The sequence below is a fragment of the Gilliamella sp. B14448G11 genome, from assembly GCF_016101765.1.
GTDB lineage: Bacteria > Pseudomonadota > Gammaproteobacteria > Enterobacterales > Orbaceae > Gilliamella > Gilliamella apicola_N.
The window spans coordinates 261,440-277,461 of sequence record NZ_JACFPX010000003.1 but is presented as its reverse complement, the minus strand read 5'-3'; the positions used below and the strand labels follow the sequence as shown (position 1 = coordinate 277,461).

Annotated in this window: 14 protein-coding genes; 4 read left to right on the top strand and 10 right to left on the bottom strand. The window is 32.4% G+C overall.

Translation table 11 applies throughout. The features are described 5' to 3' along the window. Window positions 1-830 precede the first annotated feature (830 nt). The 6 genes from H3S88_RS03875 to murA form a co-directional block, all read right to left on the bottom strand. Window positions 831-1,901 carry an acyltransferase gene (locus H3S88_RS03875; protein ID WP_198237258.1) on the bottom strand — a complete coding sequence of 357 codons (1,071 nt, stop codon included), beginning with the start codon at window positions 1,899-1,901 and terminating at the stop codon, window positions 831-833. Window positions 1,902-2,055: 154 nt separating this feature from the next. Next, entirely contained in the window at window positions 2,056-2,307 is a 252-nt protein-coding gene (locus H3S88_RS03870; RefSeq protein ID WP_198227484.1) for a GNAT family N-acetyltransferase, read from the bottom strand. A 262-nt stretch (window positions 2,308-2,569) separates the two neighbouring features. Beyond that, complete coding sequence (gene pfkA, locus H3S88_RS03865; protein ID WP_039126051.1) at window positions 2,570-3,532, bottom strand: 6-phosphofructokinase; 963 nt, start codon at window positions 3,530-3,532, stop codon at window positions 2,570-2,572. Window positions 3,533-3,624: 92 nt separating this feature from the next. Beyond that, the gene (locus tag H3S88_RS03860) at window positions 3,625-4,521 is read right to left on the bottom strand and encodes a cation diffusion facilitator family transporter (protein ID WP_198227486.1); all 897 of its coding nucleotides are present in this window, start codon (window positions 4,519-4,521) and stop codon (window positions 3,625-3,627) included. An 11-nt stretch (window positions 4,522-4,532) separates the two neighbouring features. Further along, on the bottom strand, window positions 4,533-5,108 hold the full coding sequence (locus H3S88_RS03855) for a DJ-1 family glyoxalase III (protein ID WP_198227488.1): 576 nt from the start codon (window positions 5,106-5,108) through the stop codon (window positions 4,533-4,535). Between the two features lie 56 nt (window positions 5,109-5,164). Beyond that, window positions 5,165-6,418, bottom strand: coding sequence for a UDP-N-acetylglucosamine 1-carboxyvinyltransferase (gene murA, locus H3S88_RS03850; protein ID WP_198227490.1), 1,254 nt, complete (start codon window positions 6,416-6,418; stop codon window positions 5,165-5,167). A gap of 294 nt (window positions 6,419-6,712) precedes the next feature. Between murA and H3S88_RS03845 the strand changes: the two genes are divergently transcribed. The 4 genes from H3S88_RS03845 to can all read left to right on the top strand — a co-directional run bounded on the left by H3S88_RS03845 (window position 6,713) and on the right by can (window position 9,964). Beyond that, the gene (locus H3S88_RS03845) at window positions 6,713-6,910 is read left to right on the top strand and encodes a YbdD/YjiX family protein (RefSeq protein ID WP_025314505.1); all 198 of its coding nucleotides are present in this window, start codon (window positions 6,713-6,715) and stop codon (window positions 6,908-6,910) included. 16 nt (window positions 6,911-6,926) lie between these two features. Further along, window positions 6,927-7,967, top strand: a complete 1,041-nt coding sequence (locus H3S88_RS03840) for a GTP-binding protein (protein ID WP_198227492.1) — start codon at window positions 6,927-6,929, stop codon at window positions 7,965-7,967. Window positions 7,968-8,172: 205 nt separating this feature from the next. Beyond that, window positions 8,173-9,231: an FAD-binding protein gene (locus H3S88_RS03835; protein WP_198227494.1), complete on the top strand. Its 1,059-nt coding sequence runs from the start codon at window positions 8,173-8,175 to the stop codon at window positions 9,229-9,231. A gap of 70 nt (window positions 9,232-9,301) precedes the next feature. Beyond that, window positions 9,302-9,964 (top strand): carbonate dehydratase, encoded by a 663-nt coding sequence (gene can, locus H3S88_RS03830; RefSeq protein ID WP_198227496.1) that lies wholly within the window; start codon window positions 9,302-9,304, stop codon window positions 9,962-9,964. Window positions 9,965-9,974: 10 nt separating this feature from the next. Here can and nrdG read toward each other — a convergent pair whose 3' ends face one another. The 4 genes from nrdG to rho all read right to left on the bottom strand — a co-directional run bounded on the left by nrdG (window position 9,975) and on the right by rho (window position 15,830). Then, window positions 9,975-10,439, bottom strand: a complete 465-nt coding sequence (nrdG, locus tag H3S88_RS03825; RefSeq protein WP_039126027.1) for an anaerobic ribonucleoside-triphosphate reductase-activating protein — start codon at window positions 10,437-10,439, stop codon at window positions 9,975-9,977. A gap of 17 nt (window positions 10,440-10,456) precedes the next feature. Next, entirely contained in the window at window positions 10,457-12,592 is a 2,136-nt protein-coding gene (gene nrdD, locus H3S88_RS03820) for an anaerobic ribonucleoside-triphosphate reductase (protein ID WP_086326909.1), read from the bottom strand. A gap of 385 nt (window positions 12,593-12,977) precedes the next feature. Next, on the bottom strand, window positions 12,978-14,393 hold the full coding sequence (gene gndA / locus H3S88_RS03815; RefSeq protein WP_198227498.1) for an NADP-dependent phosphogluconate dehydrogenase: 1,416 nt from the start codon (window positions 14,391-14,393) through the stop codon (window positions 12,978-12,980). A gap of 174 nt (window positions 14,394-14,567) precedes the next feature. Then, on the bottom strand, window positions 14,568-15,830 hold the full coding sequence (rho, locus tag H3S88_RS03810) for a transcription termination factor Rho (RefSeq protein ID WP_065565045.1): 1,263 nt from the start codon (window positions 15,828-15,830) through the stop codon (window positions 14,568-14,570). Window positions 15,831-16,022: the final 192 nt, after the last annotated feature.

Genomic DNA, 16,022 nt, shown 5'->3' with positions numbered 1-16,022 from the left:
TTTAGTCCGTAGACTTTAATCTTTCGTCTCGCAAGTGCCCACACAGATTGTCTGTTTCTTCTTTTTAAAGAGCTGACAGCTTTTTTAAGTTAACTAAGCTTATCGCTCAGTTTGCTGTCTCAAGGGATGCGTATACTACGCTACACCTTTTTATTCGTCAAGATCTTTTTTCAAAATTTTTGACCTTGCTCACTCACACCTTTTTCGTCTGCTTATCGCTGACGCCGTGTCAGTGGATGCGCATTATAGGCACTTTAAATTTTACTGCAAGTGTTTATTGCTATTTTTTTTCTGTTTGCATTTTTTTTGGCCTAATTCTTTTATAGAAAACCTTTCAAACTAGTAATAAAAATGAAAATTAAACAATAAAAAACATGATTTTACACACACAAACCAAGTAAAATTTAGCTGTGCACGCATTTTTCTAATTTTCAAGATAAATAATAGAACGAAAAGATTAGATGACTACTAGGCTTTTGTAGTTTTTAGTAGAAAAGCATTTAATCGACTAAAATTGTATAAGAACGTTATTTTTTAATGCTCTGGTTATTAAACTGACCATGTTTTACATTATTCAATGCTTAAAGTTTTTCTTATCAAGATTTATATAATGATACTAAATTGGTTAATAGGATAGTTTTATTACAATCAGTAAAAAAATTATTTTTGGAAAGATTAAGTGCCACCCATGTGATAATTAATGGGTGGTAGTTTTTTCTGCTAATCTGAAAATAATATTCAATATATAATAAGCTTCAGATATTTTCTTATCTAATGGACTCGGACATTTATTTTAAAACGGTTAACGTTGGAAGTTTATTAAACCTGTTTTAACGCATTCCCCCAATAAGATATTTTGCTTTGTCTTTGAAAACTAATTTTATTATGTTAGCAATGATGACACTTATCACTAAAGTTGAAACTAAAAAGCTAATTGCCCCTAATGATGCTAATTCACCATTACTTGTCTTAATAATATCACCCATTGGTGACATATAAAGCTGACGCTCAAGTTCTATAACTATAATTTCATGAATAAAATAGATAGGAAAACTTACGTTTGCCATATAGGAAAAGAATTTATAAATCTTTCCTTCATTAACTTTATGATTTAATCCATCTAAAAAATAAAGGGCGAGTATAAATAAAATAATTTTTTGCAAAGTATCAAAATAAAGATTTTGAATACCAAAATAATCCATATAACGATAGGCAAATGGAATAAAAAAACATAAACCGAAAAGAAGGATAATTAATAACAAGTTATCTTTCACAGACTTCATAATAGTTTCATAATTTTGTTTAAGCATCATACCAATTAAATAAACTGGACCATAATGTAACAAGTTTAGAAGTGGCTTTGTAAAATCAGGTTTGGTAAACATTACCACCCAAAACATAGCTATTAGACCTGCCACAATTAAATTCTTTTTCGACCAATAAAAAAGAAGTGGTCCCATTAGGTATACAATAATTATCATTGGCATAAACCACAAAGGTAAAAGCTGCGTGCCAGTTAACATCATTTTAATTATTGAGCTGATAATGCTAGGTTCAGTTGAGGAGTACCATGGTAATCCCGATAGATATTGATAGTGATAAAAGAAAAAACAAAAAATAGACACTGAAATATAAGGGCATACTACTGTTTTAAATTTTGATAAATAGTATGTTTTAGTATCATATTTGTACGTCAAATGTTGAAACAAAAATCCAGCAATTAACACAAAAAAAGTTGTGAAATTAAATGCAAACAAATTTAAAAAAGAGAATAAATAACTATTCGCAATTAGACTAGAGTTTTTAAACACACCTAAACAGTGGCTAAAAACAATCATAATAATTGCAACACCGCGCAATATGTGAATAGAATAAATTTTTTGAGGTTTGGCAGATTCCATCTTAAAATCAAAATACTATGCTAAGATATATATAGTTATACATTACCACATATTCAAATAACTGGAACTAACATTTAAAAAAATAATATTTAAAATAAAACTTGACAATTTGTTAATTAAAATCTGTAAATTATTTAAATTAGTAGATTTAATTTTATTTGTTCAATTTTTTAATAGCAAAAGAGCAAATAGGAATAATTTTACGGTTTTCTTGTTGTAACTTTTTTACAACAAGATCTAATAATTTCTCAGCAATACCTTGACCTCGATAATCGGGATCTATGTAAGTGTGATTGATAGTAGCTTGATTCTCTCCTATTCGAGTAAAAGTCATCTCGGCTATCTGTTTATTATTTGTATCACAGACATAAAAGCGTTCGTTATCTTCTAAATAACTCAATGACATAATGTTTTCCTGCTATTTAAACTATTATTTGGAATTTGAAATTTAATAAACTGAATAAAAAAATACATATCAATAAGTGAATATAAAATTATTATCAAAAAGATAAATTAAGTTTATTGATAGTATGTAAATTAGCTGAACATTAAGAAAAAATTTAATAAATGAATGATTGAAAATGCGTTCTATCAATCATTCAATTCTTAAAAATGTTTTATAATTATTTATAGTTATGTAGATTATTTAATCGACATAATATTAATAACTAAAATAAACGTTTTGCAGTATTATAAAGATCTACATCAAATGGACGCTTCATATTATTAATAGCGTCGATTATATCATGATGTACCAATTTACCATTTTGAACGCCTACACATCTTCCTGCATGACCTTGTTGTAATAATTCAACAGCATAAGCACCCATGCGTGAACCTAAAATACGATCGTAAGGAACAGGAGAACCACCTCGTTGAACATGACCTAATACTGTTGCACGAGTCTCATGGTGAACAGCTGCTTCAATGTCTGCTGCAAGCTGGTTAACATCACACATATGCTCTGTAACGGTTACAATTGCATGTTTTTTACCTTTTGCAAAACCTAATTTAATTTCTTCGATTAAATCTTCTTTCGTATAAGACATTTCTGGAATAATCATGAATTCACAACCACCAGCCACTGCAGCATTTAATGTTAAATCACCACAATCTCGCCCCATAATTTCAATCACAGATATTCTATGGTGTGAAGAACAGGTATCACGTAATCTATCAATAGCTTCAACAGCAGTACTTAGTGCGGTGAAATAACCAATCGTATAATCGGTTCCGCGAATATCATTATCAATGGTACCTGGTAAACCAATACATGGGAAACCTTCTTCTGTTAAACGCATAGCCCCCATATAAGAACCATCACCACCAATCACGACTAAAGCATCAATTTGATGTTTTTTCAAATTTTCAATAGCTTTTTGTCTTACTGCTTTATCTTTAAATTCTGGGAATCTAGCAGAACCGAGAAATGTACCACCACGAGTAATGATATCTGACACACTAGAACGTTCTAACTTAGTAATTCGATCTTCACAAAGACCTAAGTAACCATCATAAATACCAAAAACTTCTAACCCTTCCGTTAAAGCAGTTCTAACTACTCCTCGTATGGCTGCATTCATCCCTGGTGCATCACCACCACTAGTTAAAATACCTATTTTTTTTATCATAGAAAATAACTCCTAATAATTAACTTTTGATTATTATAGAGTCTTAACAGATTTCTAACAATAGATGATAAAAGGTATTTTGGTGTTTTTTTCTACCGTGTCGTTTCAATTGGTACAACAGAAATTGGATCTTGATGAATAATTACTGTTGCAGGAGAAAAGATCTCAGCAATATGCTTTTCTATTGAATCAGCTATAGCATGTGCTTTAACTAAAGGCATATTATCATCAAGTTCTATATGCAATTGAATAAATTTTATGGGGCCAGCTTGCCTAGTTTTTAAATCATGAAAACCATGAACATTCGGATATGATTCAACAATATTAGCAATTTTCTCGTTATCACTTTCTGGTAATGCTCTATCAAGTAAATCCTGTATCGCATTGTAAGAAATCTTATAAGCATTATAACAAATATATAAAGCAATCAAGAATGCAAATGCAGCATCTGCAAAAGAAATTCCATACCAGCTTAAAAAGAGAGCAATGATAACTGCAATATTCATTAACATATCAGAAGAATAATGTAGCATATCAGCTTGAATGGCCTTACTTTGAGTAAGTTTTACAACATGTCTTTGGTATAAAACAAGTATAGAAGTAATTACCGTAGATATGGCAGAAACAGTAATTCCCAACAATGGTGCTTGTAGTTCACTAGGATGAACAATAGACTTAATACTTGAAAGTAATAAAATTGTCGCCGAACCTATAATAAATGTACTTTGCGCTAGCGCTGCAAGTGATTCAGCTTTACCATGACCAAAGGTATGATCATCGTCAGCTGGTTTTAAAGCATAACGTACCAAAAAGAAATTAAGACCAGAAGCAAGTAAATCAATACTTGAGTCTAACAATGATGCAAATAAACTTATTGAACCTGTTATCCAACAGGTAATAAATTTTATAAAAATTAGAAAGATAGATGTTAAAACAGCAATTAATGTTGCTCTTTTAACTAATTTTTCGTACAAATGTGAATTTGACATTTGGTACCTTTTTATTGATAGGATTCAACTCCCATTGGAAGGACTAATTGCTGAGCAACCTCAGCGGCCTTTTTTTGCCCGACCAAAACATCAATAATTTTTAAAGCAAAATCAATTGATGTCGCAGGACCTTGACTAGTAATAACTTTATTTTGCTCATCAAAATATACTCTATCCGTTTTCCAAAGTTTAAATGCACTTTTAGTAGATGGGTAACCTGTCATATATGCATTTGGAAATAAATTGTGATGTTGCAGAACTATTGCAGGAGAAGCACAAATTGCCGCTATAACACCCCCAGCTTGATGAGTTTTTTTCAATATTTCGATTAATAACAAACAATCTCGAAAATTTTCTGCTCCTTTCACACCACCAGGTAAAATAACCACATCAAAATTTTCATTTTGAATTTCTGAAATAGTTTTTTGGGCTAAAATTATTACTCCACGAGAACATTTAACTTCACAACAATTTGAAATACTAGCAGTTATGACCTTAATGTCAGCTCTGGTGAGTAAATCAATTGTTGATACGGCTTCTGTTTCTTCACAACCTTCAGATAAAAAAACTAGTGCTTGTTTCATCATTATTGTACTCCTTTCAACCAATAAATAACTTATTTAAGTTTTAATTATGATGAATTTTATTTCACCCTTTCAATATTGGCTCCTAAACTTCTTAGTTTTTCTTCAATATTGTCATAACCTCTATCAATGTGGTAAATACGGTCAACAATTGTAGAACCTTCTGCAATACAACCAGCCAACACTAAACTTGCTGACGCCCGTAAATCTGTCGCCATTACTTGTGTACCACTGAGTTTTTCTACGCCATGAGTAATTAGTGTATTACCTTCAATTTCTGCTCTAGCACCCATACGAATTAATTCTGGCACATGCATAAATCGATTTTCAAAAATCGTTTCTTTAATAATTCCAGTACCTTCAGCAACCATATTTAATAATGAAAATTGTGCTTGCATATCTGTAGGAAAACCGGGATGTGGGGCAGTATGAATATTTACAGCTTTTGCTCGTTTATTTTGCATATCTAAACAAATCCAATCGTCACCGACTTCAATATGTGCACCCGCTTCTTTTAATTTTGATATGACAGCATCAAGCAGGTTTGGATCAGTTTTACGACAAGTAATTTTTCCTTTTGAAATAGCAGCAGCTACTAAAAAAGTTCCAGTTTCAATTCGATCTGAAACAATTTCATGCGTACCACCACCTAAACTTTCAACACCTTCAATTTCAATACGCATTGTTCCAGCACCAGTAATTTTAGCACCAAGCATATTTAAGAATTTAGCTGTATCAACAATTTCTGGCTCACATGCTGCATTCTCAATTACCGTTTTACCTTCGGCTAAAGTTGCAGCAGACATAATCGTCACTGTAGCGCCAACACTCACTTTATCCATAACAATATGAGCGCCTTTTAATCGACCATCTACAGTAGCTTTAACATATCCTTCATCCAAAACAATTGTTGCACCTAATTGTTGAAGCCCAGTAATATGAAGATCAACAGGTCTTGCACCAATCGCACAACCGCCAGGTAATGAAACCTGACCTTGACCAAAACGGGCAACCAACGGTCCCAACGCCCAAATGGAAGCACGCATAGTTTTTACCAGTTCATAAGGTGCGCAATAATTATTAAGATGAGCCGCATTAAGGTGGACAGAATCATTGCGTTGACATTTCACACCTAACTGACTTAATAGCTCTAGTGTAGTATCAATATCTTTTAATTTAGGTACATTTTTTAGCTCTACAGGCTTTTCAGCTAAAATAGCCGCAAATAATATAGGCAAAGCCGCGTTTTTAGCACCTGAAATAATAACTTCACCGTTTAAAGAAGTTGGACCTTTAAGGAGAAACTTTTCCATTATAAAACTCTAATAAATAATAAATTGGTTAATATTATAAAAGTTATTTAATAATATATAAATCAATTTAGTAAAATATATTTAATTCATTAAAAGAGTTTAGGAAAAATTTTATCGATTATTATTCAATAATATTGTCGTTTTTTATGTAATGTTATAAATTACTTAAAATCAAGGATTGACTCAATTTTGATAGCACCTTATATTGAAAATGTGTTAATTATTAATACAGTCGCTTACGAGAAAAAATTAGAACTTCTAATATTCTTATTCAAAATAATTAAGAGATATAACATGTTCGATTCACTTGCCAAAGCAGGAAAATATCTCGGCCAAGCTGCTAAGCTTATGGTCGGAATCCCTGATTATGATAATTATGTTCAACACATGAAACTAACCCATCCTGAACAAACGCCTATGACTTATGAGGAATTTTTTAAAGAAAGACAAGATGCACGTTATGGTGGTAAAGGTGGATTTAAATGTTGCTAAAATTTAGAGATAACAAATGACAAACCCAATTATTTTACAACCGCTACCTGTTACTTTATTAACAGGATTTCTCGGTTCAGGTAAAACGACATTAATCAATTATTTATTAGAAAATAATCGTAACGAAAAAATAATCATTATTGAAAATGAATTTGGTCAAATAAATCTTGATAGCGATTTATTAAATACCCATTGCGATATTCAAATTGTTGAGATGACCAATGGTTGCATCTGCTGCACCGTACAAGGTGAGCTTACCGATGCGCTTCATAAATTACATGCCCAGCGCATAGCTGGTGAATTAACATTTGATCGTCTTATTATTGAAACAACAGGACTTGCCGATCCGGCCCCAATTATTCAAACATTTTTTATTGACGACTTGATTCGTGAAACGATTAAACTTGATGCTATTATTACCTTAGTTGATGCTCAACATATTTTGCAACACTTAAATGAACATCGAGTAGCGCTTTCACAGATTGGATTTGCTGATCGAATTATCGTTACTAAAACCGACTGTGTAAATGAACAGCAAAAAAATGAGATTATTAGTAGAATTAATAAAATTAATAATAAAGCTGCAATCATTGTTGCGATAAATGGACAAATACCAAAATCACAATGGATTGATATTCATTCATTCGATTTAAATGATGATTTAATCATTAATAAAGGTTTTTTTGTTGTCAATCCATTAAAAAAAATTGAAACTAACTTTAAAATTCTTCCATTACAAAATCAAACTCAATCATGGACAGATAATATTTGCTCCTATCTTTTTGAAGCTGGTGAACTTGATTTGAAAAAGATAGGTTCATTTGTGGAAAACTTGGTTGAGCAATATGGTAATGACATGTTACGGTATAAAGGTGTATTAGCGATTAAAGATAACCCGCAACGTTTGATTGTTCAAGGAGTACATAAAGTTGTTGGTTTCGATTATGGTTCTTCATGGCAAGATCCTTCTGAAAAAATATCTCGATTAGTCGTAATTAGTCGTATTTTGCCATTTGATGATTTGAATCAAGAATTTTTAAAAACTATTGCTAGCTAAAAATTAGAAGATGTTTAACACAATAAAAAATAATTTCTTTTATTGGTGATTTGACCATCTTTTTTATACTCAAACGTATAGTTAACCTGAAAGATCTTTACAAAAACCAAAATTAGCAAGAGTATAACCATAATAGTCATTTTTTATTTTATATATGATAATATGACAAGCTTTTTTAAATTTATTGAGTAAGTAATATAATAATATGGATTACGATATTGCAATCATTGGTCTTGGCCCTGCAGGTAGTACGTTAGCGCGTTTACTTAACCCATCTTTTAAGATTATTGCTTTAGATAAAAAATATCAAACTGGTGATAAAGGTTTTCATAAACCTTGTGGAGGATTATTGGCAAACGATGCTCAAAAATCTTTCATTAGACAAAAATTAAATATTCCAACTGATATTTTAACCAATCCACAAATTTTCAGTGTCAAAACTATAGATTTACAAACTAAATTAGTCCGTAACTATCAACGTAGCTATATTAGTTTTGATAGACATAAGTTTGATCTATGGTTAAAGTCACTTATTCCTACCACAGTTACAGTTTTACATAACACTCTGTGTAAAGAAGTAAGAAGAATCATTGATGGTTATCAAATTACTTTTGTCGATGAAAATCAAATAGAACAGAATGTTACCGCTCAATATGTAATTGGTGCTGATGGTGCAAATTCAGTTGTTAGACGAATGCGCTATCCCAATCATTCCATCAGACAATATGTAGCAATTCAACAATGGTTTACTGAAAAACACCCAAATCCTTTTTATTCTTGTATTTTTGATAACCAATTAACCAATTGCTATGCTTGGAGTTTGTCTAAAGATGGCTATTTTATACTTGGTGGAGCATTTCCTAAAAAAAATGCCAATAAACATTTTGAGCAATTAAAACAAAAATTAACACAACAAGGTTTTATCTTTGGTGAGCCAGTGAAAGCTGAAAAATGTTTAGTTATCTATCCTAATCGTTTCCGTGACTTTTATACTGGCAATGAAAATATATTTTTAATAGGTGAAGCGGCAGGATTTATTAGTGCAAGTTCTTTAGAGGGAATCAGTTATGCACTTGACAGTGCTGAAATTTTAAGCAAAATATTAAATAGTGGTCAACCGAAGCCAAATAAGCGATATTATCAAAAAACAATACCACTACGCCTTAAACTATATAGCAAGATTATTAAAGCCAAAATATTAACTACTCCAATTTGGCGAAAACTTATTATGAAAAGTAAGATTCAACATATAAAAACGAATTAATTAGTGTAGAATTTATACCAATTAAATAACTGAATAATAATAAATATCTAAAAAATAAGGAATAGTTGCCATGTTTGATGTTAATGATTTAATCCGTTTTAATCACGAATGGTCAGAAAAAATAGAGCAAGAAGATCCCGAATTTTTTAAACAACTTGCCATTGCACAAAATCCAAAATTTTTATGGATTGGTTGTTCAGATAGCCGAGTTCCTGCTGAAAAATTAATTAAGCTAAAACCCGGCGAATTGTTTGTTCATCGAAATGTCGGTAATTTGGTTATTCATACAGATCTTAATTGTCTATCTGTTGTGCAATATGCCGTCGATGTGCTTAAAATAGAAGATATTATAGTATGTGGACATTTAGGATGTGGTGGAATACGAGCTGCAGTTGAAAACCCTGACATAGGATTAATTAATAACTGGTTGCTGCATATTCGTGATTTATGGTTTCGTAATAGTTCTCTTATTGGTGAGTTTCCACCAGATATCAGATTAGATATTTTGTGTGAACTTAACGTTATTGAACAAGTTTATAATTTAGGCCATTCAACAATTATTCAATCAGCATGGCAACGCGGTCAAAGAGCAAATTTACACGGCTGGGTTTATGGTATTGATAATGGCAAAATTACAGATTTACATATCACATCATCTAGTAGTGAAAATCTCGAAATTAATTATCGAGAAGCAATTTCTTATCTTTTAAATTTACATAAATCACAACAATAATTCTAAAGCTTTACTTAAAACGATAAATGATTTGATTGCTGCTTCCTCGCCATAATAGTCGAGGATCAGCTAGTTCTTGAACAAATTTACCATCAATTAGCACATCAATATAAGATACAACTTCTTGCTGATCGGCACTTAATTCATCAAGTTTATACCCTGTCCATAACCAAATATCTTTGTTATCACATTCAGATTTAACACGTTTAACAAGTTTTAATATTGCAGGAACATTTTTTGGATGTAAAGGATCACCGCCAGAAAGCGATAATCCTTGACGTTTTATTTCTGTGTCTTGTAAATCTTTAATGATTTGATCTTCAAGTGATTGTGTAAACGGCGAACCTGAATTAACTCCCCATGTACTTTTGTTATAACAACCCGGACATTGATGTTCACAGCCAGCAACAAAAAGTACACAACGGGTTCCTTCGCCATTTACAACATCAACAGGATAATAGCGATGATAATTCATATTTTTTAAAACAATGATTAACCAATTTGACCATTATTTAAATGTTTAACTCGACGTTTGACTTCTTCTTGTTTTCCAGCATTAAATGGACGGGCATCAGGACTACCTAAGTAACCACAAACACGACGAGTTACTGAGACTTTAGATGAATCATGATTACCACAACTTGGGCAAACAAAGCCTTTACTGGTGCAAGAAAATTCACCCGTATAACCACATTCATAACACTCATCAATAGGTGTATTAGTGCCATAGTAAGGTACTCGGCTATAGCTATAGTCCCAAACATCTTCTAATGCTTTAATATTATTTATCATATTAGGATATTCTCCATAACAGATAAATCCGCCATTTGCTACTGGTGGATAAGCTTTCTCAAACTCAATTTTTTCGTATGGATTAACTTTTTTCTCAACATCAAGATGAAAACTGTTTGTATAATAACCTTTATCAGTGACACCAGAAATGATGCCAAACTCAGCAGTATCAAGTCTACAGAAACGATCACACAAATTTTCGCTTGGCGTACTGTACAAGCTAAAACCATAACCAGTCTCATCTTTCCATTGTTCTACTGCTTTACGTAAATGTTCAACAATGGCAATACCTTTTTGACGTAAAGTTTCATTATCAAATGGATGAGTTTGATTACCATAAAGTGCATTTAGAGTTTCATGAATACCGATATAGCCTAATGAAATAGAAGCACGACCATTTTTGAATATTTCAGACACGCTATCATCTTCTTTTAGTCGCACACCACAAGCGCCTTCCATATATAAAATAGGTGCGACACGGGCTTTAACCCCTTCTAAACGAGCAATACGTGTCATTAAGGCCTTTTTGCATAGAGCTAAACGGTTATCTAAAATTTTCCAAAACTGCGATTCATCGCCATGCGCTTCAATTGCAATACGTGGAAGATTTAAACTAATTACGCCTAAATTATTACGACCGTCATGAATTTTATGACCATCTTCTTCATAAACACCTAAAAAGCTTCGACATCCCATTGGCGTTTTGAATGAACCAGTAACTTCAACGACTTTATCGTAATTTAATATATCTGGGTACATACGTTTGCTTGCACACTCTAATGCAAGTTGCTTAATATCATAATTTACATCGTTTGGTTTATGATTAATTCCATCTTTAATTGCAAAAACTAATTTTGGAAAAACAGCCGTTTTATGATTTTTACCTAAACCTTTTATACGAACTTTAAGAATTGACTCTTGAATTAAGCGTGACTCCCAGCTTGTCCCTAGACCAAAGCCAAAAGTAACAAATGGAGTTTGACCATTAGCAGTATGTAAAGTATTAACCTCATATTCTAAAGATTGAAAAGCATCATAACACTCTTTTTGAGTACGACTTTCAGCATAAGCTTCTGGATTTGAAATATTCCATTCTTCTGCTACTTGTTTATGTTTTTGATAACTGATAGTGACAAATTTAGCTAAAATTTCATCAATACGATTTATAGTTGTTCCACCATAAATATGACTAGCAACTTGAGCAATAATTTGCGCTGTTACTGCCGTAGCCGTTGCAATTGATTTTGGCGGTTCAATTTCAGCATTACCCATTTTGAAGCCATTTGTTAACATACCATCTAAATCGATTAGCATACAGTTAAACATCGGGAAAAATGGTGCATAATCGAGATCATGATAATGAATTTCACCACAATCATGGGCTCGTGAAATTTCTTTAGGTAATAGATATTGTTTAGCGTAATGCTTTGCCACAATCCCCGCAAGCAAGTCTCGTTGCGTAGGAATAACTTTACTATCTTTATTAGCATTTTCATTTAAGATTGCAACATTACTTTGTTCAATTAAACCACGAATATCCTGAGTTAATCGACTGCGTTGTTCACGTTCTCGATCGCGATCATGTCTATACTCAATATAGGTTCTTGCTAACTTTTTATAAGGGCCTGACATCAGCTGATTTTCAACTGCGTTTTGAATTTCGTTAATATCGACACTCTCACGCTCAGCCATTTGCTTAGTAATCTCTTGGGCAACAGCAGCACAATAATCTGGATCATTAACATTAGCAGCAACTGCTGCCTTAACGATAGCATCTCTGATTCGACCTTCATTAAATGAGGTCTGGCAACCATCACGTTTAATTACTACAGGCATATATACTCCTCAACATTCATTAATAAATAGTAGTTAGCATAGGATTTATATCAATATTAATACTCATGTTAATTGTAATGATTAAAACAATTGATTTTTTTATTAGAATATTAGACGTTATTTGATATAGACCGGAATTTTCACATTGCTTAGATGATACTACATATAGTAAATATAATTGAATTATACACCATATATTGTGTTTTTCCAGATTTTTTAGTAAATAAAATTACTTGACAAAGCAAAGATCAAGCACCACAAGTCTTTTTATAGGTAGCTTAAAAAATTTGAATGAGTTTATTGGATGATAAGAAAACAATTCTTATAAGAGTGTAAGGTAATCTTACACTCTTTTAAAAAAAATTATTGCTTACATTAAAAATAATTATGACTCAATGTTTAACCAATCAGTATGGAAAACACCCTCTTTATCGATACGTTGATAAGTATGAGCACCAAAATAATCTCGCTGTGCTTGAATTAAATTAGCTGGTAATACAGCAGAACGATAACTATCATAATAAGCTATAGCTGCCGAAAGCGTTGGCACCGCAATACCTTGTTGGATAGCTAACGAGACTACATCACGCAATGACTGTTGATAAACTTCGACAGTTTGATTGAAATAAGGTGCTAATAACAAATTATCAATCTCATTATTATCTGCATAGGCATCTGTAATTTTTTGCAAGAATTGTGCACGGATAATACATCCAGCCCTAAAGATTTTGGCTATTTCTCCATAATTTAAATCCCATTGATATTTATGAGAAGCAGCTTTTAACTGTGCAAACCCTTGTGCATAGGAGATAATTTTACCCATATACAGTGCTTTACGCACTTTTTCTATCAACTCTTTCTTGTCACCAGCATAAGGATTCTGTTTAGGACCTTTTAATACTTTCGATGCAGCCACACGTTGATCTTTAATTGCAGAAAGATAACGAGCAAATACCGATTCAGTTATCAATGATAAAGGTTCTCCAAGATCTAAAGCACTTTGACTTGTCCATTTACCCGTACCTTTATTACCTGCAGCATCTAAAATCACATCAACAAGATAATTGCCTTCTTCATCTTTAAATTTAAAAATATCAGCCGTAATCTCAATTAAATAGCTATTTAATTCACCCTTATTCCAATCAGAAAAAACATTAGCTAATTCATCATTGGTTAGGCCTACAACATGTTTTAAAACTGAATAACTTTCAGCTATAAGCTGCATATCACCGTATTCAATCCCATTATGCGCCATTTTGACATAATGACCCGCACCATTTGGACCAATATAAGCAACACATGGTTCACCATTAGCTTTAGCGGCTATTTTTTCTAAAATAGGTGCAACTAATGCATATGCTTCTTTTTGACCTCCAGGCATAATTGAAGGACCTTTTAATGCACCTTCTTCACCACCAGAAACACCGGCCCCAATAAAGTTAAAACCTTCTTCGGAAAGCATTTTATTTCGGCGAATGGTATCTTCAAAATACGCATTTCCGCCATCAATAATAATATCACCTTTATCTAATAGTGGACGTAACTCATTAATAACGGCATCTGTTCCTTTACCGGCTTGAACCATAATAAGGATACGGCGAGGTTTTTCTAATGAATTTACAAAATCTTCAATAGTGAAGTAAGGAACCAATTGCTTATCAGAATGCTCCGCCATTACTTGTTCTGTTTTATCTTTAGAACGATTATAGATAGCAACAGAAAATCCACGACTTTCAATATTGAGAGCAAGATTGCGCCCCATAACTGCCATTCCAATAACACCGATTTGTTGTTTAGACATGATTTGGCTCCTATATTAAATCTATATATAACCTTAAACACTAAGGCTTTTTAACAATACCTAAAACTTATTTAAGTTTTTTAAATTACGTTATATTTTTCCACAAAAAAACCGTATCAGATATAATACGGCTTTTTTAGCAACTTTAATGATATTTAGTATTCATTACGCAAATCATGAACGCTTCATCATTTCAAAAAACTCATCATTCGTTTTAGTCATGGCAAGTTTATCAATTAAAAATTCCATCGCGTCGATTTCACCCATTGGGTTAAGAATTTTGCGCAAAATCCACATTTTCTGTAATTCATCTGGTGAAGTCATTAAATCTTCTTTACGTGTGCCAGAACGATTAAAGTCAATTGCAGGGAATACACGTCGCTCTGCAATTTTACGAGATAAATGTACCTCCATATTACCAGTACCTTTAAACTCTTCATAAATAACTTCATCCATTTTTGAACCAGTATCAATCAGTGCAGTTGCAATAATAGTTAAACTACCACCTTCTTCTACATTACGCGCAGCACCAAAAAAACGTTTTGGACGATGTAATGCATTTGCATCTACACCACCAGTTAATACTTTACCTGATGATGGAACAACCGTATTATAGGCTCGAGCTAAGCGGGTAATCGAATCGAGCAAAATAATAACATCTTTTTTATGTTCTACTAAACGTTTAGCCCGTTCAATAACCATTTCAGCAACCTGAACATGCCTTGCAGCAGGCTCATCAAAAGTTGATGCAACTACTTCACCTTTTACTAAACGTTGCATTTCAGTGACTTCTTCTGGACGTTCATCAATCATCAATACCACAAGTTCACACTCAGGGTGGTTTACAGCCAAACTTTGTGCAATATTTTGTAGAAGCATGGTTTTACCAGCTTTCGGAGGTGCGACAATCAAACCACGTTGACCTTTACCAATCGGTGAAGCTAAATCAAGTACTCTAGCAGTAATATCTTCAGTAGAACCATTACCGCGTTCCATACGTAATCGAGAGTTTGGATGAAGTGGGGTTAAGTTTTCAAAGAGGATTTTATTGCGAGCATCTTCAGGTTTATCATGATTAACTTCGTTAACTTTAAGTAAAGCAAAATAACGTTCGCCTTCTTTTGGTGGTCTGATTTTACCAGCAATTGTATCACCTGTTCTTAAATTAAATCGCCTAATTTGGCTTGGTGATACATAAATATCGTCAGGTCCAGCTAAATATGAACTATCGGCAGAACGTAAGAAACCAAACCCATCTTGCAAAATTTCAAGTACGCCATCGCCAAAAATATCTTCACCGCTTTTAGCATGCTGCTTTAAAATTGCAAAAATAATGTCTTGTTTTCTAAGACGAGCAAGATTTTCAAGACCCATTGTTTTTTCGCCAAGCGTTACAAGCTCGGAGACAGAAGTGTTTTTTAATTCAGTTAAATTCATAATTTTAAAAATTCTTGAGGATAAAATTGATATGTTTGCAATTACCGCTATTTATTTTTTGTATATTTTTTAATTTACTTATAAAAACCTCTTTCTGGCAATAAACAAACGCAATCAATTATTAATTTCTTATGATAATATGCGTTTAGATATAAACTGTTTACCCACTTAATCAATAAAAACAATGGATTG

Coding starts and splice junctions, on each gene's coding strand:
- H3S88_RS03875 (WP_198237258.1), bottom strand. CDS start 1,901: ATGGAATCTGCCAAACCTCAAAAAATTTATTCTATTCACATATTGCGC.
- H3S88_RS03870 (WP_198227484.1), bottom strand. CDS start 2,307: ATGTCATTGAGTTATTTAGAAGATAACGAACGCTTTTATGTCTGTGAT.
- pfkA (WP_039126051.1), bottom strand. CDS start 3,532: ATGATAAAAAAAATAGGTATTTTAACTAGTGGTGGTGATGCACCAGGG.
- H3S88_RS03860 (WP_198227486.1), bottom strand. CDS start 4,521: ATGTCAAATTCACATTTGTACGAAAAATTAGTTAAAAGAGCAACATTA.
- H3S88_RS03855 (WP_198227488.1), bottom strand. CDS start 5,108: ATGATGAAACAAGCACTAGTTTTTTTATCTGAAGGTTGTGAAGAAACA.
- murA (WP_198227490.1), bottom strand. CDS start 6,418: ATGGAAAAGTTTCTCCTTAAAGGTCCAACTTCTTTAAACGGTGAAGTT.
- H3S88_RS03845 (WP_025314505.1), top strand. CDS start 6,713: ATGTTCGATTCACTTGCCAAAGCAGGAAAATATCTCGGCCAAGCTGCT.
- H3S88_RS03840 (WP_198227492.1), top strand. CDS start 6,927: ATGACAAACCCAATTATTTTACAACCGCTACCTGTTACTTTATTAACA.
- H3S88_RS03835 (WP_198227494.1), top strand. CDS start 8,173: ATGGATTACGATATTGCAATCATTGGTCTTGGCCCTGCAGGTAGTACG.
- can (WP_198227496.1), top strand. CDS start 9,302: ATGTTTGATGTTAATGATTTAATCCGTTTTAATCACGAATGGTCAGAA.
- nrdG (WP_039126027.1), bottom strand. CDS start 10,439: ATGAATTATCATCGCTATTATCCTGTTGATGTTGTAAATGGCGAAGGA.
- nrdD (WP_086326909.1), bottom strand. CDS start 12,592: ATGCCTGTAGTAATTAAACGTGATGGTTGCCAGACCTCATTTAATGAA.
- gndA (WP_198227498.1), bottom strand. CDS start 14,393: ATGTCTAAACAACAAATCGGTGTTATTGGAATGGCAGTTATGGGGCGC.
- rho (WP_065565045.1), bottom strand. CDS start 15,830: ATGAATTTAACTGAATTAAAAAACACTTCTGTCTCCGAGCTTGTAACG.